General features: G+C 40.2%; 19 protein-coding genes. 5 read left to right on the plus strand and 14 right to left on the minus strand.

Annotated elements, in window-relative coordinates; translation table 11 throughout:
• Positions 1-66: 66 nt before the first annotated feature.
• Both ACK4HU_RS07520 and ACK4HU_RS07525 read left to right on the plus strand, forming a co-directional pair.
• Positions 67-591: a hypothetical protein gene (locus ACK4HU_RS07520; protein WP_409804988.1), complete on the plus strand. Its 525-nt coding sequence runs from the start codon at positions 67-69 to the stop codon at positions 589-591.
• Positions 581-739, plus strand: a complete 159-nt coding sequence (locus ACK4HU_RS07525; RefSeq protein ID WP_409804991.1) for a hypothetical protein — start codon at positions 581-583, stop codon at positions 737-739. The genes ACK4HU_RS07520 and ACK4HU_RS07525 overlap by 11 nt, the downstream gene beginning before the upstream one ends.
• A gap of 309 nt (positions 740-1,048) precedes the next feature.
• On the opposite strand, the gene ACK4HU_RS07530 is transcribed toward ACK4HU_RS07525, so the two are convergent.
• Positions 1,049-1,816 (minus strand): HAD family hydrolase, encoded by a 768-nt coding sequence (locus tag ACK4HU_RS07530; protein ID WP_409804994.1) that lies wholly within the window; start codon positions 1,814-1,816, stop codon positions 1,049-1,051.
• 202 nt (positions 1,817-2,018) lie between these two features.
• On the opposite strand from ACK4HU_RS07530, the gene ACK4HU_RS07535 reads away from it, so the two are divergent.
• The 3 genes from ACK4HU_RS07535 to ACK4HU_RS07545 all read left to right on the plus strand — a co-directional run bounded on the left by ACK4HU_RS07535 (position 2,019) and on the right by ACK4HU_RS07545 (position 8,884).
• On the plus strand, positions 2,019-3,848 hold the full coding sequence (locus tag ACK4HU_RS07535) for a hypothetical protein (protein ID WP_409804997.1): 1,830 nt from the start codon (positions 2,019-2,021) through the stop codon (positions 3,846-3,848).
• 825 nt (positions 3,849-4,673) lie between these two features.
• Complete coding sequence (locus ACK4HU_RS07540) at positions 4,674-4,853, plus strand: hypothetical protein (RefSeq protein WP_409805000.1); 180 nt, start codon at positions 4,674-4,676, stop codon at positions 4,851-4,853.
• A 107-nt stretch (positions 4,854-4,960) separates the two neighbouring features.
• Positions 4,961-8,884, plus strand: coding sequence for a MopE-related protein (locus ACK4HU_RS07545; protein WP_409805002.1), 3,924 nt, complete (start codon positions 4,961-4,963; stop codon positions 8,882-8,884).
• A 325-nt stretch (positions 8,885-9,209) separates the two neighbouring features.
• On the opposite strand, the gene ACK4HU_RS07550 is transcribed toward ACK4HU_RS07545, so the two are convergent.
• The 13 genes from ACK4HU_RS07550 to ACK4HU_RS07610 all read right to left on the minus strand — a co-directional run bounded on the left by ACK4HU_RS07550 (position 9,210) and on the right by ACK4HU_RS07610 (position 21,215).
• Positions 9,210-10,130 carry an alpha/beta hydrolase gene (locus tag ACK4HU_RS07550; protein ID WP_409805005.1) on the minus strand — a complete coding sequence of 307 codons (921 nt, stop codon included), beginning with the start codon at positions 10,128-10,130 and terminating at the stop codon, positions 9,210-9,212.
• 24 nt (positions 10,131-10,154) lie between these two features.
• Positions 10,155-10,859, minus strand: coding sequence for a DUF3307 domain-containing protein (locus ACK4HU_RS07555; protein ID WP_409805007.1), 705 nt, complete (start codon positions 10,857-10,859; stop codon positions 10,155-10,157).
• A complete protein-coding gene (locus ACK4HU_RS07560) occupies positions 10,856-11,500 on the minus strand; it encodes a hypothetical protein (protein WP_409805010.1) in 645 nt (214 codons plus the stop codon). Before ACK4HU_RS07560 ends, ACK4HU_RS07555 begins: the two co-directional genes overlap by 4 nt.
• Positions 11,501-11,742: 242 nt before the next feature.
• On the minus strand, positions 11,743-12,078 hold the full coding sequence (locus tag ACK4HU_RS07565; RefSeq protein ID WP_409805013.1) for an L-rhamnose mutarotase: 336 nt from the start codon (positions 12,076-12,078) through the stop codon (positions 11,743-11,745).
• A gap of 285 nt (positions 12,079-12,363) precedes the next feature.
• Positions 12,364-13,683: an L-fucose:H+ symporter permease gene (fucP, locus tag ACK4HU_RS07570; RefSeq protein WP_409805016.1), complete on the minus strand. Its 1,320-nt coding sequence runs from the start codon at positions 13,681-13,683 to the stop codon at positions 12,364-12,366.
• A 10-nt stretch (positions 13,684-13,693) separates the two neighbouring features.
• Positions 13,694-14,464 (minus strand): SDR family oxidoreductase, encoded by a 771-nt coding sequence (locus ACK4HU_RS07575; protein ID WP_409805018.1) that lies wholly within the window; start codon positions 14,462-14,464, stop codon positions 13,694-13,696.
• 171 nt (positions 14,465-14,635) lie between these two features.
• The gene (locus ACK4HU_RS07580) at positions 14,636-15,460 is read right to left on the minus strand and encodes an amidohydrolase family protein (RefSeq protein WP_409805021.1); all 825 of its coding nucleotides are present in this window, start codon (positions 15,458-15,460) and stop codon (positions 14,636-14,638) included.
• The gene (locus ACK4HU_RS07585) at positions 15,457-16,320 is read right to left on the minus strand and encodes a fumarylacetoacetate hydrolase family protein (protein WP_409805024.1); all 864 of its coding nucleotides are present in this window, start codon (positions 16,318-16,320) and stop codon (positions 15,457-15,459) included. The genes ACK4HU_RS07580 and ACK4HU_RS07585 overlap by 4 nt, the downstream gene beginning before the upstream one ends.
• Before the next feature lie 330 nt (positions 16,321-16,650).
• Positions 16,651-17,409 carry an SDR family NAD(P)-dependent oxidoreductase gene (locus tag ACK4HU_RS07590; RefSeq protein WP_409805027.1) on the minus strand — a complete coding sequence of 253 codons (759 nt, stop codon included), beginning with the start codon at positions 17,407-17,409 and terminating at the stop codon, positions 16,651-16,653.
• Positions 17,410-17,485: 76 nt separating this feature from the next.
• On the minus strand, positions 17,486-17,872 hold the full coding sequence (locus ACK4HU_RS07595; protein ID WP_409805029.1) for a response regulator: 387 nt from the start codon (positions 17,870-17,872) through the stop codon (positions 17,486-17,488).
• The gene (locus ACK4HU_RS07600) at positions 17,862-18,890 is read right to left on the minus strand and encodes a PAS domain S-box protein (RefSeq protein WP_409805031.1); all 1,029 of its coding nucleotides are present in this window, start codon (positions 18,888-18,890) and stop codon (positions 17,862-17,864) included. Before ACK4HU_RS07600 ends, ACK4HU_RS07595 begins: the two co-directional genes overlap by 11 nt.
• Before the next feature lie 5 nt (positions 18,891-18,895).
• Complete coding sequence (locus tag ACK4HU_RS07605) at positions 18,896-19,330, minus strand: response regulator (RefSeq protein ID WP_409805034.1); 435 nt, start codon at positions 19,328-19,330, stop codon at positions 18,896-18,898.
• On the minus strand, positions 19,323-21,215 hold the full coding sequence (locus ACK4HU_RS07610) for an ATP-binding protein (RefSeq protein WP_409805037.1): 1,893 nt from the start codon (positions 21,213-21,215) through the stop codon (positions 19,323-19,325). Before ACK4HU_RS07610 ends, ACK4HU_RS07605 begins: the two co-directional genes overlap by 8 nt.
• Positions 21,216-21,264 lie beyond the last annotated feature (49 nt).

Raw genomic sequence — 21,264 nt, forward strand, 5'->3', positions numbered from 1 at the left:
ATTCGAAATTTTATTCCGTTCAACAATTTTCCCTATCCTTGAAATAAATTATTTTAGAATAGTAAAATGAAAATCAGGGGTTTAGATTCTGAAATAGATAAGCTGACTAATTCTATCGAAAATAGAGTTAGTGGGGATCAATTTAGGACCACTTTAAGCTTACTTAGTTTTGAGGAATTGAAGAAAGTAACCAAAAAATCTGGATGGGTTTTCAACTGGAAAAATGAATTCAAGAGTCAAAACCGAGAAGTTTTCAAATTAACCATTGAAGACAACCCCCAAATCATTCAAGGAATAATCAGCTTAGAAGAAAAAGAAGACCATGTCTTTATGCATCTTCTTGAAAATTCTCCTGTTAATAAAGGACACGAGAAGATGTATATTGGAGTGGCAGGTAATTTGGTTGCATTTGCTTGTAAAATTTCTTTAGAAAGGGGTCATGAAGGAAATGTTGCGTTTATTTCCAAAACTCAGCTTATTGAACATTACGTTAATACTTTAGGAGCTTTTCATTTTGGAGGTAGATTGATGATTCTAAATCCAAGTGCAGCTCTAAACCTGGTAAATAAATATTTTAATTATGAAGGATAGAAAAGAAAATATTGAACTTGAAATTGATTTTCTTGGTGGTGAAAAACTTTCGGAAAAAGAAGAAAAAGAGTTGAATGAATTTTTTGCTAAAGCAAAAGCACTTAGGTCAAAGTCTCCAGCCAACTCCAAAAAGAAAACAAAAGTTTAACTAAATGGCTCATTTTTTAAAAGTCATTTTTTATTCGAAATCGATACTCTTAAAATCAGATTTTATTTCCTCAAGATCCTTTAGAAAAATTGGATCTTCAGGTGCTCTCTTCATCAACTCTATTTTTTTTTGGTGGATGGTCGATGTATCCTCTATGGTCACCAAAACTTCTTTTCCGGAAGATTTGAGACTTTCTGGCAAATCAATGATTAGTTGATCGCCTTTTATTTTATGTATTTGCTTGATAGTCAACTGGAAGAGTGTTTTTAAACTTTCTGGATAGAGGTAATAAAATCTGGAAAGGTTCGCTTATCCAATTTTCCGAATCAATTCAGACGCTTCTCCAATGTGCTCCAACTTAAAAAATCGCTCATGTTCCACTTCATGTTCGACCATCTCATGCGCCCAAGTGATATGAAAAGGAATATGAATACCATATCCCCCCATTTCCAAAACGGGAAGAATGTCGGACTTCAGGCTGTTGCCTAACATCAAGAACTCGGAAGGGGTGATATCCAAATGACGGATCAGTTTTTCATAATCTGAAACCCGCTTTTCGCTCATGATCTCTATATGGTGAAAATGCTTCTCAAGGCCCGATATTTTGAGTTTTCGCTCTTGATCCACCAAATCACCCTTTGTTGCCATCACGATGCGATAATCTCCATTGAGGGATTTGAGGACTTCTTCCACTCCTGGAAGTAGGTCAACTGGTTTAGCAAGCATTTCCTGACCAATTGTGATGATTTTTTCGATGATCCGAATTGGCATCTTGTGATCTGAAATCCGCATGGCTGTTTCAATCATAGAAAGCATAAAGCCTTTGACCCCATACCCGTAAATCCCAAGATTTTCGATCTCGGTGCGATACAATTCTTTCATGATTGTATGCTGCGGCATAAAATCCTCCAACAGACTGGCAAACTTTTCCTCCGCTTCGCGAAAAAACGGTTCGTTCACCCAAAGGGTATCGTCCGCGTCGAAGGCAATTACTTTGATGGGCATATTTTTATAATAATTGATGATCAAATAACCTGATCTATGCGAAATGTATTTGATTTTTTGGAAAATCTCCATGTTTTGATCCCAAAGTCTATTGATCCCGCTTTGAACGGTTTTAAACAAATGGCTGTATAACCGAGTTTTTTGCTGAAAATTTATTTTCTTAAGATTTGCTTAAGTTTAGTTTTGAAACCAATCATAACAATAAACTGAGGTTATTTTACTGTCTTTGACAGGAAGACGGGAGAACGTTATTGGTAGTTTGAACTTTTTTATTATGTTTACAATGCTCATGGAAAAGCTAAGAATGCAATACACTCAAATCTGCTTTTTAATCTTATTATTTACAGGATTTTGTATTTCTGCACCTGCACAGGAACCTGAAAAGCTAGGGCTTGATGTCGATAAATGGGCAGTTGAATTAAGTAAAAGTCAGTTGACTGAAGTAAACAGCTTAGGAAGTTTGACGGAACAGTTGATTGAAGTGGATAGCCTACGGGCAATTCATTTTTTGGATTCCCTTGAGACCTCAAGTTGGGCAAAAGGATATTATTTCAGAACCTATTTTTATATGGTCAAAGCAGCTGTTATATATGCAAAATATGCCGGATACGATAAGTATAAGGATCGCAACGCAGCAGCTTTAATGCCCATCAAGGAACAGTTGATGCAACTCTATGCTAATGCCCTCGATGCAGCATTCCAAACTGAAAATGAAAAAGTAATTGGGTGGGTAAACTTTTATTCTGCACGCCGAATACTTTCTTTTGGAGAAACAGCCTGGGCGGTGATGTACTCCAAAAACGGAGTTGATCTGTTCGAAAAGATAAACTATCCAGTTGAGCCCCCGGTATATACTGAACTTGCAGCTTTGCTTCACGAGGTACGGGAATATGACGAAGCTATTACCTATGCAAAAAAAGGAATAGCTGCATGGAATACACCAAATGATGAATGGAATTATGAAAATCCCTACATGTACAAGGTAAATGCCTACAATACAATAGGCAGTAGTTTTTACAATAAAAACGAAAATGATTCTGCTAACATCTACTGGCAGCAGGCACTTAAATATGCGACCGATAATATGGATTCGATCTTGGCAGAAAAGGTGTTGGGTAATATTGGTAAGATTATCTACGTGCAAAATAATTATGATTCAGCATGGGCTCTGTTCAAAACCAATTTTCAGTACAGTATGTACGATAGTGCTTTTAACGAAGCCGCCAATGCATCCCAATGGATGGCCAAGGCAAATCTGGCTAGGGGCAATATGATAGCCGCTTTAGCCGAAGCAAAGGAAGCCCTTCGCTTGTTAGGTCTTTGGCCCAAAAATCAATATCGGCGTGATACTTACTATACCCTCAGCCAAATATATCGGGCAATGGGGAACTATGATAGTGCGTTTTATTTCAACGACCGCTACATATCACTGAATGATTCGCTGGAAAAAGAAATTGCTACGAGCAGTCTTGATATTGCTGATGCAAGGTTGAAAAGTGAAGAAAGTCGTTACAAAATTCAGAAAATAAATAAGGAAAAACAGAAGGAGCTATTCATCAGAAATAGTTTGATAGCCGCCATTGTTGCTTTTTCCCTGATCATATACTTAATAGAGAACAGACGGGGCTTGAAAAATAAGTTGGCATTGGAAAAAGCTGAAAGTGAAAAAATGCTGATGGAGCAGCAAATTCAATCATCAAAAGAACAGATTAAAAGCTTTACCGCTAATATCATTGAGAAAACAAGCCTCATTGAAAAGCTGGAAGGACAATTGAATGAAAATAGTGTAACCTCCGAACAGCAACTTCTCATTTTCGAACTAAGCCAGCAAACTATACTTACCGAAGATGATTGGGTAAAATTCAAATCACTCTTCGATAAAATATATCCTACTTTTTTCCACAAGCTCAAAAAAAATGCGGCGGATATAACTGTGGCCGAACAGCGGATGGCAGCACTTACGCGTTTGGAATTGACCAGCAAACAAATGGCTGCTATGCTAGGTATCTCGGTAGATAGTGTACATAAAACACGGCAACGCTTACGACAGCGACTTCAACTTGGATCCGATACCAATCTAGACGAATACATTGCGGGTATTTGATACACTGCAAGGGGCCGTCTCTTTAAAATTTAACTTAAATCTTACCTTCGGCTTTTTTTTACCACAGAGAAAAATAAAGAAAAGTTAGAGGAATATTGGTTTGTAAATGGAACCTCAATCTCATCTCTCACTGAAGACCTTTTTCAATTTCACAGAGAAAGCTGAAGCTTTTTGATTTTTAGCTGCGAAGGAACGCAAAGTTTTTTTGACAACAGTCCTTACTGCTGATATGCCTGGTCCACTGAGAAAAGTTGGTTTTGAAGATATGTTCTCTGAGATCTTCGGTGGCGGTATCAGAGATTAACCCTTTTGAAAGCGAAGAGAAAAGCAAAAGTTTATTTTCCTTAAAGCCCTGTAGGGGCGACATGTAATAGCCAGGGTTGGTTGGTGAGCTTGTCGAACTATAACCCCTGGACTGGAGAGAATTCCATTCAACCTTGCGCTGGCGCAGAATTTTTAATAAAGAGCCTGGATGCATATGCCAGCGCAACGCCGAGAATATTTTTTAAAAAAATAGGAACATAGTGACACATAGTTTAATATTCCTCAAAGAACTTATACTATGTTTTCTATGTGGCTATGTGGTTTTCAAAAAGGCAATGCAAAACTTTTCGTTTTAGTTTTTATTCACTAAGGTCACGAGAGTTTTTTTACGGACTATAACTCATTGATTATAAATTTTTTAACTTTCCCCTGTCCGGACTTTGTCCGGTACTTTTAAGCTTTTCGCTTAAACTTGTCAGTATTTTGTCGCCTTAAAAACTTTGTTCATCCTGGTATAACATACTATTTGGACCATGATAATTTTCTTATCTGGAGGCAAGTATGGGAAAGAAAAATTGGACACTGTTGATAGGATTTATCGTCGTCCTGATTCTCATTCTTTTGGTGTACTTCTTTTTCGAAAAGCGAATTGAAGCGATACCGGACCAAATCAATCAAGAGAAATCGATAGCTAAAGATTCTCTTTTGTCGGTGAAAAACATTTTTATGCTGATGGTCTAAAAAGAAATTATTGAAATATGAATCAAGCATTTCAAAGTCGAGATGCAGGAGGACAGATCTCTTGCAAAGCGAAATTTCGAATGAACTCAAATAATAACTAAAAACTCATGAAAACATTTTTACTCTTTTTCTTATGTCTATTGGGACAGGCAGCGTTTGCCAAAACAATAGTGGTCGCCAATGGAAATGACAGTGGCCAAGGAAGCCTTAGAAATGCCTTGGAACAGGCCCAGGATGGAGATGTCATTACATTCTCCAACGTCAAAGAAGTGACGCTCACTTCGGTCTATTTGACCATCAACAAGAATGTGACTATCAAAGGTGATGGCCTCACGCTTCGGGCTGATTTTTCACCCGTGATAATGGCTACTACAAATGGCACGGTTCGCTGGGAGCAGGTTAATTTTGAAATTCCAGCCAGTTCTTTTGAGCAATTAGCATTGCCCACGCGAGCTAAAGTAATTTTCGAAGCTTGTACTGGCCAATGGGAAAACACAAATACGTCCCTTAGAAATAATGCTACAATTGAAGGCGTCGATGGTAATGCGGGGCAATTATTACCTGATGAAGGGGAAATCAAACCTTTGGTAGTAATAATACCTGGTGATCCTATCGATGGTGGTGGTGGTGGTTGTACAACCACCTTCTACCAAGATTTGGACGGAGACGGTTTTGGCAATCCTGCTATTAGCCAACAAGCCTGTTCAGCGCCTTCGGGATATGTAAGCAACAATACTGATTGTAATGACAACAGTTCGATAGAAAAACCTGGACAAGTGTGGTACAAAGACAGCGACAACGATGGCTATGGAGCCACCGGTGTATCTTCTATTACCCAATGTTCGCGACCTACAGGTTATAAGGCAGCTACTGAACTGACTTCGACTACTGGTGACTGCAATGACAGCAATCCTAACATCAATCCCGGTGCCACAGAAGTATGCGATGGCGTGGATAACAACTGCAATGGGCAGATTGACGAAGGCGTACAAACCACTTTCTACCAAGATTTGGACGGAGACGGTTTTGGCAATCCTGCTATTAGCCAACAAGCCTGTTCAGCGCCTTCGGGATATGTAAGCAACAATACTGATTGTAATGATAGCAATCCCGAGATCAACCCCAACACTGTTTGGTACGAAGACAGGGATGGTGATGGATATCCAAGTAACCGGACATTCACTGGTTGCAACAGGCCGCAATTTTTTTACGGCGGATTTTTTTCCACCACCTTTACATTAGGAAAACTTGCTTCAGAGTTAGCAGGATTAACGTTGGATTGTGATGATACTAATGCATCCATTAGCCCGGGTACAGTATGGTATAAAGATGTCGACAATGATGGCTTCAGTGATGGAGCAAGTCAACAAAGTTGTTTCAGGCCTTCGGGATATAAACTCATAGGAGAGGTAGTGCCGGGCGGTGATTGTGATGATAACGATGCGGCTATTAATCCAAATACAAGATGGTATCCTGACTTTGATAATGATGGCTATAGTACAGGAAATTTTATTGTCCAATGCACACGTCCTGAAAAACATAAGTTGGCGAGAGAATTAACAGCCATTGTTGGGGACTGTAATGATAACGATGCAGCACTAAACCCGAATACATTATGGTTTAAAGATGAAGATGGTGATGGTTATTCAGATGGTGTAACCCTAAGGCAGTGTTTAAGACCTGCAAACTATAAACTACCATCTGAATTAATCAATTTTGCTACAGATTGTAATGACCTAAATAGTGTTATCAATCCTGCAACCAAATGGTTTAAAGATGCAGACAATGATGGTTACAGTGATGGTACTTCAGTTACCCAATGTTTACAGCCTGATGGCTACAAACTAGAAACTGATTTAATAGCTACAAATGGCGATTGCAACGATAACAATGCAGACATCAATCCAGGTGCAACCGAAGTATGCGATGGTGTGGATAACAACTGCAATGGGCAGATTGATGAAGGTGTAACAACAACTTTCTACCACGATGACGATGGAGATGGTTTTGGTGACCCTGCTGTTAGCATCCAAGCCTGTTCAGCACCAGGGAATTACGTGACCAACAATACCGATTGCGACGATACTAATCCAGATATCAACCCTAATACGGTCTGGTACCTTGACGCAGACAGCGATGGGTACTATACTGGTGAGGGGATAAAACAGTGTGAAAGTCCAGGTGAAGGATACCGCTATGCGGATCTTCTTGGCGACGGCGATTGCAATGATAATGATCCTGAAATCAACCCAGGTGCTGCTGAGGTGTGCGATGGTGTGGATAACAACTGTAATGAACAGATTGACGAAGGTGTAACAACCACCTTCTACCTCGATGACGACGGAGATGGTTTTGGTGACCCAGCTGTTAGCATGCAAGCCTGTTCAGCACCAGAGAATTATGTAACCGACAATACCGATTGCGACGATACTAATCCAGATATCAACCCTAATACGGTCTGGTACCTTGACGCAGACAGCGATGGGTACTATACTGGTGAGGGGATTAAACAATGCGAAAGTCCAGGTGAAGGATACCGCTATGCGGATCTTCTTGGCGACGGCGATTGCAATGATAACAATCCTGAAATAAACCCAGGTGCTGCTGAGGTGTGCGATGGTATCGATAACAATTGCAACGGACAAACAGATGAAGGATTTGCCGACACTGATAATGATGGTATTGCAGATTGTGTGGATCCTAATAATGATACAATCAGTTTTGTATTAGTTAATTCGGGCACCAATGGAGATATATTTAATCTAACTGATGGGCTTCAAATCGATCAAAATATAATTCGGGGACTGAGCCTGAATATCAGAGCGAATACTACTCCAATGATAGTTGGAAGTGTGTATATCACGCTCGCCGGGCCTGTAAATGCAACTATGACCGATGATGTTGCACCATATGCCCTTTTTGGAGATAAAAAAGGAAATTATAATGGACGGAATTTGCCAGCGGGTAACTATATCCTTACAGCAACCCCATATTCTCGCTCAAAAAGAAAAGGAACTGTCGGTTCGACTACTTCTATTCAGTTCTCTATTGTAGAAGCCCCTGTTTTTGTCACAGGGATAACAACTACACCGTCAACATTCACTATGTTGGAGGGAAGCACACTTCAGATCTCAGCGACGGTAGAGCCTGTTAACGCAACCAATAAAACTGTGATTTGGTCTTCTTCTGATCCAGATGTAGCAATTGTAAACTCCAACGGTTTGGTGACTGCCATAAGCCCTGGGGAGTCTACAGTTACAGCCACCACACAAGATGGTAGTTTTTATGCCTCGACTTTGGTGACTGTAATACAAACCAATTCTGATTTGAGTATTGATAATTTCACTTTGGTCAATTCGGGAACCAATGGGGATATAGTAACACTAACAGACGGCATGCAGATTGATCAAACTCTGACCCAGGGGCTGAGACTTAATCTAAGGGCGAATCCAGCGCCATCGCTCGTGGGAAGTGTATATATCAAACTCTCAGGTCCTGTAAAAGCTACTACAACTGATGATGATGCGCCATATTCACTCTTTGGAGAGAAAAAAGGAAGTTATAATGGACGGAATTTACCTCCAGGAGAGTATATCCTGACAGCGACCCCATATTCCAAACCTAAAAGAAGAGGAACTGTGGGAACAACCAAAACCGTTAATTTCTCCATTACAAGTGCTGCATTCAGAATCGATGGAAACACATCAGAGAAACCTGATTCCACTAAATCCAAAGGAAACGCTTCTGTGATGGTGAAAGAGCCTCAATTGAGTGATACTTCAAAGGTTACCAGAATGTATCCTAACCCTGTTTCGGATCAGATAATTCTTGAACTTTCAGAATTCAAGGAAGAGCAGCTCGAAGTAAGCATTTATGATATGAAAGGTATACAGTTGTTTACTCAATTGATGGAATCAGAAAATGGGAAGATAATCTTGGATATCACGAATTTAAGATTGAAACCGGGAGTATTTGTTCTACTTGTAAACTCCAACGGCGTTCCTCAGACATTCAAATTCCTGAAAAAGTAAGCTAAAAAGCCACAACACCCATTACCAGCCTCCAAAGTCAAGGATTGATTTTGGAGGCTTTTTATTGCTCAATTGGCTAAGAAAGGCAATGGTTGGCAGGTTGAAGATGGGGGTACTTATGGCATAAGATGCAAGCCATCTTTTTTAAAAGATCTGTCCAGGATTTTTTAACAATGGATGATTAAGAATACACCGAATCGCCTAGAAAGAGAGTCACATCACCTTTATCGTTTGTTTAACTTTATAGTAAACTCCGAGACTTGTAAGTGGTGAGTAGTAAAAAGTAAGTTGTGACTCTCTACTCACTTTTTACTACTTACAAATCTTACTTTTCAATTGTTTCATTCATCCACGCCAGTAAAACCTCTCTCCAGCCTTCCAAAGCTCCTTTTCCCAATCCAAAAGCAAATCCATGACCACCGGATGGATAGATGTGGAGTGAAGCTTTCACCCCATTTTTGTGCAGTGCTTGATAATAGAGAATTGAATTTTCAATCGGAACTCCCTTGTCATCCTGTGCATGAACCAAGAAAGTTGGAGGGGTTTCTGAATTGACATTCAATTGACCAGAAAAGCGATCTTTCAATTCTTGGGAAGCATTTTCTCCAATTAGGTTCTTTCTCGAGCCTCCATGAACTGCATCATCCTGAAATGTAATTACAGGATAGACCAAAACAGAAAAATCAGGCCTGGCGGAAAGTGCGTCTATGGGATCCTTTGGCCGATCTATTTCATGGTTGTATTGTGTACTGATTGTGGAGGCTAAGTGCCCTCCGGCAGAGAAACCCATCACGCCGACTTTGGCTGGATCGATGTTCCAAGCAGTAGCATTTTGCCTGACTAAGCGTATAGCACGTTGAGCATCCATGAGCGGAACTTCCTTCGGATCGGTCAGGGATTTGGAAATGGGAAGGCGGTACTTGACCACAATTCCTGCTATTCCCTGTGAATTTAACCATTTGGCGAAGTCGGTTCCTTCCCAGTCATAGGCCAATATTCCATATCCACCACCAGGAAAAATGACCACAGCTTTGCCTGTAGAAATCTGCTTTGCTGGAAGATAAACTTCAATCGTCGGTATTTGCACATTGGCGATTCGGATGATGCCTTCAGAAACAACTTCTTCCTTCAAGTCCATTTCATTCTGAAGGGGAGGAGTGCCATTCCAAAGTGGGAGCGTATGATTTTGGGAAAATGCCATAAAGCTGAAAAGGCTAAAAAGGATGGTTAGTAATGGTTTTTTCATAGTTGAGAGCATAATACAAGGTTTTTAAATATTTTCTACAACCCATAGAACTGCAAGTCCTGTGAGGATGGATATTCCAAAACTGATCAATGTGCCAATTAAAATATATTCGGTCAGTTTTCTATCTTTTGATTTCCTGAGATCCCCAAATCGAAAAACTGACTTGGCAGCCAAAAGGAAACCTATTGCTTCCAATTTACCAGTGATCACAAACACAAAAACAAATAATCGCTCCAACATTCCAATATATTTTCCGGCATTTTGAAGTGAAGCGCCCTCTGAGAGGTCCAACTTTTTTGACCAGCCTGCAAGCAATAACTGTATGGTGATGCCAGCTACTTGAGTGATTAGAATTAGGGCAGTGAGATAAATCCAGAAAGCAGGTGAAAACGAAAGGTCGATTTCGGGTTCGAAATAAAAATACCACAAACCCACAATTGCTGATAAATGGACCATTTGATCTGCAAAAAACCAGTGAACCCAGTTATTGCTTTTTTGAAAGTATAGCTTTATCAGGTCTATCAAACCGTGAATCAGCATTAAATACAACGCCAAACCCCAATATTCGATTCCAAGTAGAATTACTATCAGTGCACCGTGAATCAGAAAGTGAAGATAGATTTTTGGGGATTTTGCTTTTTTCTTTTCCTTTTCTGTTACCCATGATTTTGGTTGAAGTAAGAAATCTCCAATCAAATGAGCCAGCAGAAGTTTAACAAGAATGATCATAGAATCAGTTTTTTAATCCTTTTACGGTAAACTTTTTCTATTTCCATCAAATCAACTACATGAGTTCGATTCCATCGCCCACTAACGGAATTCTGCTTAATGCCCAGTTTTTCTCCAATTTCTTCTTGGGTGATATTTGGATGATTCCATACTACTTCCATAAGTTCAGCTGAAGATATTGACCAGCTATCCATTACTATTCCAGCTAGCTTTAGATACAAATTGATTTCCTCATCCAATTCTTTCCAAGGGCTCTGGATAGCCAGGTTGATTTTCTCCTTTTTTAATCGGTCAAACTTTTCTCCGGCATTGATAAAGGCAGGCCCATTGCTTTCGGAGATTTTGACCCCTGTATAGTTTTTTTCACCGATACCTATGGAAATGCGAACATCTATCGGGCTGGAGTTTTTTTGGTTTTCCTCGGATTGGATCTTCTTTATCAAAATCTTAATCTGAATTGCCCGGTGCAGTGCTTCTTCAGGATTTTTGATCTCCAGCTGAAAAAAGTCACCCCAGACCAATTCCCAGTTTTTGGGTGTTTCACCCCATTGGGAAAAAAGTTCCTGCAAGGGTTTTAACCAAGGTTCAGGATTTCTGAGCTTACGGGAATGGATGATGTCACCTTTGATCACTGCTATCATAGAATGAAATATCGTCTAATTCAATGATTATTCAAAATATCGTTTATTTATACGATAAAATCAATTATCATCTATTTATACGATAATAAGATTTATCGCTGAAAAGAACGATACTTCTATCTCTGTCAACGAATCGGAACAGACCTTGAATTTTCATAAGTTAACAATTGAAGGCTTAATTCAGAGACTCAACTTTTAACCATTAACCCTTAACAAATCAATTAACCCTTAACAATTAACCTTCAAACCCTAAACTCAAAAATCTTCTCCGTCACAGCCCATCTCCAATTTGCGGGAGTGCCCGGAAGATTGGTTTGATATTGACCGAGAAAAGCCTCCCATTCCTGCACTTTTGGATTTGCATTGTCGAGCTCAGCTTTTCGCTCAAAGCTAAAATTATCATCACCTACCAGTATCATGCTGAGTCGGTTATGCCAGCGGTAAATGCTCATTTGATGCACTCCAGCAACTCGAATGCTTTCTAGGATTTCCGGAGCGACCGCTTTATGACAGTCGATATAGGCCTGAATTGCTTCAGGTTCGTCTTTGAGATCGCAGATGAGAAGGAAGGTTTGCATTTTGGATTTACGATTTTTGAATTACGATTTACGAGGTGATGGAAACCTTTTTGGTTTTTAGAACCTCGAAGGTATTTTTAGTTGCAATTGAATCTTACAAACTTCGAAATTTTCCAGTCCGAGTACTTGCAGGCATTCGGTGTTTGAAATTAATGAACATCGAACATCGAATATCGAACAGCGAAATCGTAGGCATCGGACATCGGTCATCCGACACCGGACTGACAAATAATGAACATCGAATGAAGAATATCGAATAATGAATCACACCTACTTCCCAACCTCCTAACTTCCTACCCTCCCAACTTCCTTCACCCGTACCGCAAACAACAACACCACCAGAAAACAAAACAGCGGCAAAACAAAAGAGAAATTCACTTCGGGAACACCTAAGATAATCACATCAGTGTAGCCCTTTCCTCCTAAATCCAAAATCATCCCCTGAAGCGTTGGCATGATTGCTCCTCCGACGATTGCCATCACTAAAAAAGCCGCGGCAAATTTAGAGTCTTCACCCAAGCCTTCTAATGCCACTCCGTATATGGTAGGAAACATCAGTGACATCGCAAAACTGATCGCCACCAGGCTATAAAGTCCAATCATTCCCGTAAGGAAAATAGCTCCTACCGTGAAAACCATTGCCATTACACTGAAAATTGCCAGCAACTTTCTAGGGGCAATTATCCTCATCAAAAAGGTGCAAATCCATCGGCCAACAAGGAATATACCTAGTGAGGCATATGCATAATTGACTGCATCGTATGTACTAATTCCGATTGATTCAGCGTATTGGTAGATATAGGTCCAAACCATGATCTGCGCACCGACATAGAACATTTGAGCTAGGGTTCCTTCGACGAAATTTCGATTCTTAACCAGTCTTTTCATCGTTGGACCAAAGTTGACTTTACCTGTGGAATCCTTACTCTCGGGCATTTTGACCATCAAAATCACAATAAATATCCCGACCACCACCAAGCCCAACATCACATAAGGGTTGCGGATGACCATCAGGTCATTAGTTCGGATGACAGATTTGGCGGCTTCATCTAAGGAGTCAAATATGATGTTCCCGTTTTCATCGACATTATTTGACTGAAGTGCATTGAGAATAAAGGTTTTGGCGACAAAGAGTCCGGCCAAAGCTCCCATGGGATTAAAGGCTTGCGCTAAATTCAATCGCTGGGTTGCCGTGACTTCGGGTCCCATCGAAAGAATGTATGGATTAGCGGTAGTTTCTAGGAAAGCCAAACCAAAAGTCAAAATGTAAAGTGAGGCGAGAAAAAAACCATAACTTTCCCAAGCTGCTGCTGGGTAAAACAGACAAGCTCCTATTGCATAAAGTCCCAAGCCAAGCAGCACTCCGGTTTTGTAGGAGTATTTTTTGATAAAGAAAGCTGCGGGTAAAGCCATGGTAAAATACCCCCCATAAAACGCCAATTGCACCCAGGAAGCTTGGGTATTGTTCAGTTCCAAGACACGCTTGAATGCGGCGACCATGGGGTTGGTGATGTCATTGGCGAATCCCCAAAGTGCAAAAAGTGAGGTAACTAGAATAAAAGGGAGTAGAAGATCTTTTGGGACAAGGGCTGGTTTTTGAGTCATGGGTTTGATATCAAAGGGCTCGATCAAGGTGCGTATAGCCACCGTCAACATAGAGATGTTGTCCGGTGATGTGGGAGGCTTTATCCGAAAGTAAAAAAATAGCCATCGAAGCAATTTCTTCCGAGGTCGTCATTCGATTTCCCAAAGGAATTCGTGCATTGATTTCATTCAGTTTTTCTTCTGGATTGGGGAAAGACTGAATCCAGTTTTCGTACATCGGGGTAAAAACCTCAGCTGGAAGAATGGCATTTACTCGGATTTGATAGGGGAGGAGCTCCACCGCCCATTCTCGGGTCAGCGCAAGTTGAGCCCCTTTGGCAGCAATATATCCAGAAGTTTTGCCTTGTCCGGTTACGGCTGTTTTGGATGAAATATTGACAATAGCTCCTTTGCTTTTTTTTAAATACGGCAAAGCGAAATGGGCCAAATAAAAGTAGTGGAAAAGATTCTTACCTACAGAATTGGCAAATGCCTCCGGAGTTCCATATTCCAGTCCAACTCCATCATTTGCGCCGGCATTGTTGACCAAGCCATCAATTCGTCCAAAGGTTTCAATGGTTTGCTTCACGGCAGACTCAGCATCTTCAGGGGAAAATAGTCGGATAGGTATTTGAAGTGCATTTCCTTTTGCCAAGTCGAGGATTTCCTTTCCTTCTTTCTCAGATGGGTCTATCATCACAGGAATAGCTCCTTCTTCGATCAATCCTCTGGAAATAGCACCTCCGATACCTTTGGCACCTCCGGAGATTAGGATGACTTTATCTTGTAGGTTTAGGTTCATATTTAGTGTTCAGTGGTCAGTAGGCAGTCTCAGTAATCAGTTTTCAGTAGGTCGCAGTTGTCAATGCAGGTTGTCAGGTTTAACAAAGTCGAAACCTTTGAACGCTAGATTTGGATACTTCGGTCTTCGGTCTTCGGTCTTCGGTCTTCCAACTCTTAAACTCTTTATCCTTCATACCCTATAAAACTCAGCCGCAGTTTCGCCCATGATTCTTGCTTTTTCAGTTGCAGATAGCGTGTCAGTAAACTCCTCAATCACTTGCCAAAATCGCTCATATTCTCCAGCCAAAAGACAAACAGGCCAATCACTTCCATACATCAAGCGACTCGGCCCGAATAATTCCACAGCAATTTCCAGATAGGGGAAGAGCTGTTCAGGAGTCCATTTTTTCCAATCAGCTTCTGTAATCATTCCCGAAAGTTTGCAGTGAACGAGTTCCCGCTCGGCCAGTAGCGTCATGGCTTTTTTCCAATCTTTCCATTCTCCGTCTTTGATAAATGGCTTGGCCAAATGATCGATGACAAAACGTTGATTCGGGCATTTTTTCACCAAATCTAAAGAAGCTTCCAAGTGATTTGGGAATATCAAAATATCATAAGGGTATCCTCTTTCACCGATTTTTCGAATACCCCAGATTAATTCTTCCTGAAGCATATACCTCGGATCTTTGGATTGGAGTACTTCGCGAAAACCCAAAAGTTTTTGATTTTCAGAATAGGTGTCAAGCAACTCATCTAAGGAATCGCTTTTCAAATCTGCCCAACCGACGACTCCGACGATCCACTCGTGTTGATCTGCCAAATCGAGAAGAAAATCGGTTTCCCGAAGGCTCTCTTCCGCTTGCACTGCAATGCAACCATCCATTTTAGCATCTTGAAGTAAAGGAAAAAGATCTGCAGGCCTGAAATTGCGTCGAATTCTGTTCATTTCAGGACCTATCCAATCCTGTCGTTTTGGATCATACTCCCAGAAATGTTGATGACTGTCCAGTCTCATGCCTCAGGATCTTTCATCGCGACCTGTCGTGACACTCCCAGTCCATCAATTCCCAATTCGACAATATCACCATGCTCTAAATAACGTGGAATAGGCTTCAATCCCATACCTACGCCGGCTGGAGTTCCAGTGGAAATCACGTCTCCAGGCAGTAAAGTCATGTATTGGCTGAGATGAGAGACGATCGTTGGGATGTCAAAAATCAAGTCAGAGGTATTACTGTCCTGAAGGATTTTTCCGTTCAATTTGAGCCAAAGACGCAGATTATGCGGATCTGGTATTTCTTCTTTAGTAGCTAAAACTGGTCCGAGTGGAGCGAAGTGATCAGCACTCTTCCCTTTGACCCATTGTCCACCGTGTCGAAGCTGGAAATCACGTTCGCTGACGTCATTATGAAGGCAATAGCCTGCAATGTATTCATTGGCATTTTCCGGGCTTACATACTTTGCTCGTATACCGATAACAACTGCCAATTCCACTTCCCAGTCAGTTTGGATTGAATTTTTTGGAATGTAAATTGGGTCAAATGGTCCGCAAAGTGAAGAGGTTGATTTCATAAAAATGATCGGAACTTCCGGAACTGCCATTCCTGCTTCTTCGGCATGTTTTCGGTAATTGAGACCGATGCAGATAATTTTTGAAGGACGAGCAATGGGCGAGCCTATTCGGGCATTTGCAGGAATCTCCTTGAGATTGGCTTGATTGAAATTCAGCCATTCTTGTAGTCTTGCCAGACCATTATTGGTAAAAAATGCTTCATTCCAGTCTTCTCCAAATCCCGAGCAATCAAGATTCTGTCCTGATTTATTCTGGATACCTGGTTTTTCATGTCCTACTTCTCCAAATCGAATGAGTTTCATGGTTATGGGTTATTAGGTTATTGAGAGATAATTGAATTTACGATTTAAGAATTTTGATTTACGAGGTTTACAATAGAATGAAAGTCTTCTTTTTAAGTTGAAGTGAATTTTATAATTTTTCCCACCTAGTTAAAAAAAGTTTAAAAATTCCAAATTTCACCATTCCATCCCAATCAAATTACTAATTGACTAATGCTATCTAATTTAAGAATACTTCGAATTATTAATCAAAATTGAGGAATATCGAATATCTAACCAGCCTGCGGTCGGCAGGTGATGAATATCGAGTAGTAAACACCGGTCATCGGACATCGGACATCAGGCACGAAGCTACATCTTCAACCCCATAAAGCCGCCGTCAATATTGAAGTTGGCTCCGGTGATGAAACTTCCAGCATCCGAACTGATGAAATACGCTAATTCAGCAATTTCATCCGGAGTACCCATCCTTCCAATAGGTTGAGTCGCTGCCAACTTATCATACATTTCTTTTTCTTGTCCGGGATAGTTTTTGGCCAGAAAACCATCAACAAATGGGGTATGTACTCGACCGGGAGAAATGCAGTTGCAGCGAATCCCGTCTTGCACATAGTCTCTTGCTACGCTGAGAGTCATGGAAAGGGCTGCCCCTTTGGTCATGCTGTAGGCAAATCGATCCGGAATACCTATGGTCGCAGCCACAGAGCACATATTGAGAATTGAGCCGCCTCCATCCGCCTTCAATTTTGGGAGTGCTGCTTTGATACAATTAAAAATCCCTTTGACATTGACTTGAAACAGTCTATCAAAGTCATCCTCTGAGGTAGTTTCTACCTTTCCGATATGGGATATACCGGCATTATTGATCAGTACATCGATTTTACCCGGGATCAATTGAATCAACTTTTCCACTTCTTCATAGGATGCGATACTTCCTTCAAGAAACTTGACAGGATAGCCCTTTTCATTTTCTTCAATTTGGAGTTTAATTCCTTCGAGGTGATTGGTGTCTATGAAAAAGACGTGGCTTCCTTCTACTGCGAACTTGCGAACTATGGCGAGTCCGATTCCGCTGGCCCCGCCAGTGATCAGAACGTTCTTTGATTTCATGATTTTAGGTTCGGGTTTAGAGCGATTTTTTTACAAAATCAAACTAGGTTAATTTGATAAAAAATGAAAGGATTTTTTAATCCTCTTTGATCTGATTTAGGATCTTTTCGATTTTTTCAAAGGTGATAGGCTTTTCATAAAATCCGATAACCGAAGGATATTTTTTAGCGATTTCACTATTGGCCGAGCTCACCGAAGAAGTAATAAGAAAGACTTTTGAAAAGCTGTCTTTTCTTTCAATCAATTCATTTAGGAAATCCCAACCTGTCAAATCTTTCAAGTTGATGTCAACTATTAAAAATCGTCTTTGACTTGAATCCGGAAATTTAGCAAGATGGTCTAATGCATGTCGCCCTGAGCTAAAAGGTCTTAACTTGGTTTCGGGACTTACTTTATGAAACATCTTTTCCAGAATGGCCAACAATACCTCATCGTCATCTACTAGGATTATTTCAGGATTCATGGTTGTCGAGAGGAGTTATGTTTTCTGATTTTAGACTGATTTCTCTGATGATATGATCGAGCTCATCGGCAGAATTTTTGACATGTTCGATCAATTCAATATTCTCTTCTGGGGAATTTCCATAGTCAGACTCCAAGAGGTTGACCAGACCAAGGAGCCTTGCTAACGGTGCTCTCACCACATGGGACTGGATCCATGCGATCTCTCGAAAAGTCTGGTTTTGTTTTTCTATAGTTTGCACATATTTTGCGCGTTCAGTGATATCATTTGCCAGTACTAAAATGGACTCTTTACCATTAAAACTTAATGGATTGATAGTCGATTCAACAAAAATCAGCTCCCCATTTTTCTTTTTATGCCTGTAAATAATTTTTGGATTAAGCGTTATTCCATTTCGGATTTTCTGAATGTATTCTTCCATGAGGATCAAATCTTCACTAGGGCGGATATCACCAATCGTCATGCTCAAAAATTCGGCTTCACTGTATCCGTAGTGAGTTATGGCAGCCTTGTTGATGTTTAAAAAACGAAGCGTTTCGAGATCGCAAACCCACATGGGAAGTGGGCTGAGTTGGAAGAGGTCGCTGTATCGTTTTTCGGATTTTTGAATTTGATCGGTGAATTTGCTTCGTTGAATTGCATAAATCACACTTTTGTAAAGAATTATCGGCGTGAGCTCATCTTTAAGTAAATAGTCGGAAATACCTAAGGACAAAGATCTTATGCTGAAATCCAAGTCTGAGAAACCTGTCAGTGCTACTACAGGAGTGCCTATAGCAAATTCCAAGACTCCTACAATCAACTGTTCCCCCGAAAGATCCGGTAAAGAAAGATCCAGAAATATGATGTCAAAGGAATTGCTTGAGTCCTGCAGAATTTTCTTAGCTGACTGAAAGGTCTCAGCCCGAGTGAGTTTGGGATTTAAAATGTATTCGGTAAGATATTCCTCAATGAGGATGTAATCCCCAAGATTATCCTCAATAATTAAAATATGATAGGATTTCTCGTCCTTTCTCATGTTGATTAGTTATTGGGAAGTTGAGCGATGTTAAACCAGAACTCTTCAATTTTAGAAGTCACATTTATGAATTCTGCTACCTCCAGAGGTTTAATAATATAGCAATTTGCGTGCTCCTGATAGGCCTTCAAGATATCTATTTCTGAGGAAGAGGTAGTCAAAATGATGATTGGGATATGTTTGAGATCAGGATGGTTTTTGGCACTTTGCAGTACTTCATGTCCGTTTTTTTTAGGTAGATTTATGTCCAATAGAATCAGATCAGGCAAGTCTTTCTTTTTGTTTTGTAAACTTGAAAGCAAAAAAGTCAGGGCGTCACTTCCATTTCTTAAGACTTTAAGTTCATTTTTGACTTTACATTCTTCTAGAGCTTCGGTAGTAAGAATGATATCTCCTTCATTGTCTTCAACTAAAAGAATTTTTATAGGTTGTTTATTCATATATTTTTAGGGTAAATAAAAATTTACTACCAACTCCAAGTTCGGACTCTGCCCATATTTCTCCGCCATGTTGAGTCACGATCTTTCTGCAAGTGGCTAGACCCATTCCTGTTCCGGGATACATTTCTTTAGAATGTAGTCTGTTCAAGATACCAAAGATATGTTCAAGATACTCAGCTTCGATTCCGATTCCATTGTCTTCAATAGAAAATTCCAAAAAATCTTTTCCCACACTACCTGAAATCCTGATGATTGGCTTTACTTCTAAATTTTTATACTTAAGTGCATTTCCGATCAGATTTTGAAACAGGATTTGAATAGGCGTTCTTATTCCCCAAATAGAGGGAAGATCCTCCAAGATAATCTCTGCATCAGATTCCCTGATGATATCAGACTTGAGCGAAAGCACTTCCTTTAATAGTTCATTTGTATCAATTTTTTCAAGATTATTTGGATCAAATCCCACTTTAGAATATTCCAAGAGGTCATTGATCAGGATAGTCAATCTCTTGGATCCATCTATGGCAAAGTTGATGTACTGATTCGCTTTTTGATCAAGTTCAGTGCTATATTTCTTTTGAAGCAAAGTCAAAAATGAACTGATCATACGCAATGGTTCTCGCATGTCATGCGATGCTAAGAACGCGAAAATTTTGAGCTCCTGATTTACGTTTGCGAGACTTTTATTGGCTTCCAGAAGTTCGATTTCGGCATTTTTTCGTTTTGAAATATCCTGTGTAGCACCGATCATTCGAATGGCCTCGCCATTTACATTCCTGAGGATATATCCTTTGTCATTAATAAAAGCATAGCTGTTGTCTGCTTTTTTGATACGGAACTCCTGTTCCCAAAACAGACCCGAACTTTGGAGCGTCTCTTCAAGGTTTTTGTTGACCTGATCAATATCCTGGGGATGAATTATACTTATGAAAAAATCATTGTTTCCGATTTGGTCACTTTCATCATAGCCCAATAATTGAAAGAAAAGGTCTGATCTGTAGGTTTTATTGTTCACGATATCCCAATCCCATATCACATCTGAAGTCGCTTTTGTAGCTAATTCGAACCGCTCATTGGCGGCTAGGATTTCCTTGGACTGCTCTTCCAATTTTTTCCGGAGAAGTGCGGGCTGACGGGCAAAATTCCACGTAGCATATCCTAAGATGATGGAAAAAACAATTCTAAGAACAATTTCCAAAAAAACACCGGAAAAGGCCGTGCTCTTTTTTAGTTGAACGGTCAGGGTCCAGTTTCCAATATCAATTAACCTACTGGCAGCAAATCCTGATGCCTCAGATACATCTCTTGAGGGGATATAATTTTCTATTTCACCTGAATTAGGGTTTGTCTTAGTTATTTTGACCAGAAATTTCTCATCGACATGGTCTGACAATAGTCCATTCTCAAAAATGGTTTCAACTTTAATAATGATTGCAGACAGTCCTTGAAGTTCTCCATTTTTGAAAAAGGGATATCTTCCCACAATGCCAATTCCTCCCTGCTTGAGACGAATGGGTCCTGAAAAAAACACGTCTTTTCTGCGGACAGCCTCCAATACTTCTATATTTCTGGTTGAGTCTTCGAGGACATTATATCCTATTACAGCTTCATTTCCTTCCAAGGGGTAAACCGCCACAATAGTCCCACTGTCTAAGTATTGAATGACATCAACTAAAGGATTACTGGCTAAAATTTCCTTGCCTATTGATTCAAATTTGGCGATGACGTTTGCTTGATTCTGGGCATAAAAGGCAAGTGTTTTTACAGCAGATATACCATTGTTTAATGCACTAAACAGTCTGTTTTCCAGTTCATTAAGTTTAGAGATCACTTCCTCCCGCTCTACAGCCAGTTTGAGTTGATATTCCGCATAGGAGAGGTACATCGTGAGAGAGAGACTTATAAAGAATACAATCCACCCGGAGGACTTTGGG

The sequence above is a fragment of the Algoriphagus sp. genome, assembly GCF_046296635.1.
Lineage (GTDB): Bacteria > Bacteroidota > Bacteroidia > Cytophagales > Cyclobacteriaceae > Algoriphagus.

Coding starts and splice junctions, on each gene's coding strand:
- ACK4HU_RS07520 (WP_409804988.1), top strand. CDS start 67: ATGAAAATCAGGGGTTTAGATTCTGAAATAGATAAGCTGACTAATTCT.
- ACK4HU_RS07525 (WP_409804991.1), top strand. CDS start 581: ATGAAGGATAGAAAAGAAAATATTGAACTTGAAATTGATTTTCTTGGT.
- ACK4HU_RS07530 (WP_409804994.1), bottom strand. CDS start 1,816: ATGGAGATTTTCCAAAAAATCAAATACATTTCGCATAGATCAGGTTAT.
- ACK4HU_RS07535 (WP_409804997.1), top strand. CDS start 2,019: ATGTTTACAATGCTCATGGAAAAGCTAAGAATGCAATACACTCAAATC.
- ACK4HU_RS07540 (WP_409805000.1), top strand. CDS start 4,674: ATGGGAAAGAAAAATTGGACACTGTTGATAGGATTTATCGTCGTCCTG.
- ACK4HU_RS07545 (WP_409805002.1), top strand. CDS start 4,961: ATGAAAACATTTTTACTCTTTTTCTTATGTCTATTGGGACAGGCAGCG.
- ACK4HU_RS07550 (WP_409805005.1), bottom strand. CDS start 10,130: ATGAAAAAACCATTACTAACCATCCTTTTTAGCCTTTTCAGCTTTATG.
- ACK4HU_RS07555 (WP_409805007.1), bottom strand. CDS start 10,859: ATGATCATTCTTGTTAAACTTCTGCTGGCTCATTTGATTGGAGATTTC.
- ACK4HU_RS07560 (WP_409805010.1), bottom strand. CDS start 11,500: ATGATAGCAGTGATCAAAGGTGACATCATCCATTCCCGTAAGCTCAGA.
- ACK4HU_RS07565 (WP_409805013.1), bottom strand. CDS start 12,078: ATGCAAACCTTCCTTCTCATCTGCGATCTCAAAGACGAACCTGAAGCA.
- fucP (WP_409805016.1), bottom strand. CDS start 13,683: ATGACTCAAAAACCAGCCCTTGTCCCAAAAGATCTTCTACTCCCTTTT.
- ACK4HU_RS07575 (WP_409805018.1), bottom strand. CDS start 14,464: ATGAACCTAAACCTACAAGATAAAGTCATCCTAATCTCCGGAGGTGCC.
- ACK4HU_RS07580 (WP_409805021.1), bottom strand. CDS start 15,460: ATGAGACTGGACAGTCATCAACATTTCTGGGAGTATGATCCAAAACGA.
- ACK4HU_RS07585 (WP_409805024.1), bottom strand. CDS start 16,320: ATGAAACTCATTCGATTTGGAGAAGTAGGACATGAAAAACCAGGTATC.
- ACK4HU_RS07590 (WP_409805027.1), bottom strand. CDS start 17,409: ATGAAATCAAAGAACGTTCTGATCACTGGCGGGGCCAGCGGAATCGGA.
- ACK4HU_RS07595 (WP_409805029.1), bottom strand. CDS start 17,872: ATGAATCCTGAAATAATCCTAGTAGATGACGATGAGGTATTGTTGGCC.
- ACK4HU_RS07600 (WP_409805031.1), bottom strand. CDS start 18,890: ATGAGAAAGGACGAGAAATCCTATCATATTTTAATTATTGAGGATAAT.
- ACK4HU_RS07605 (WP_409805034.1), bottom strand. CDS start 19,330: ATGAATAAACAACCTATAAAAATTCTTTTAGTTGAAGACAATGAAGGA.
- ACK4HU_RS07610 (WP_409805037.1), bottom strand. CDS start 21,215: ATGTACCTCTCCTATGCGGAATATCAACTCAAACTGGCTGTAGAGCGG.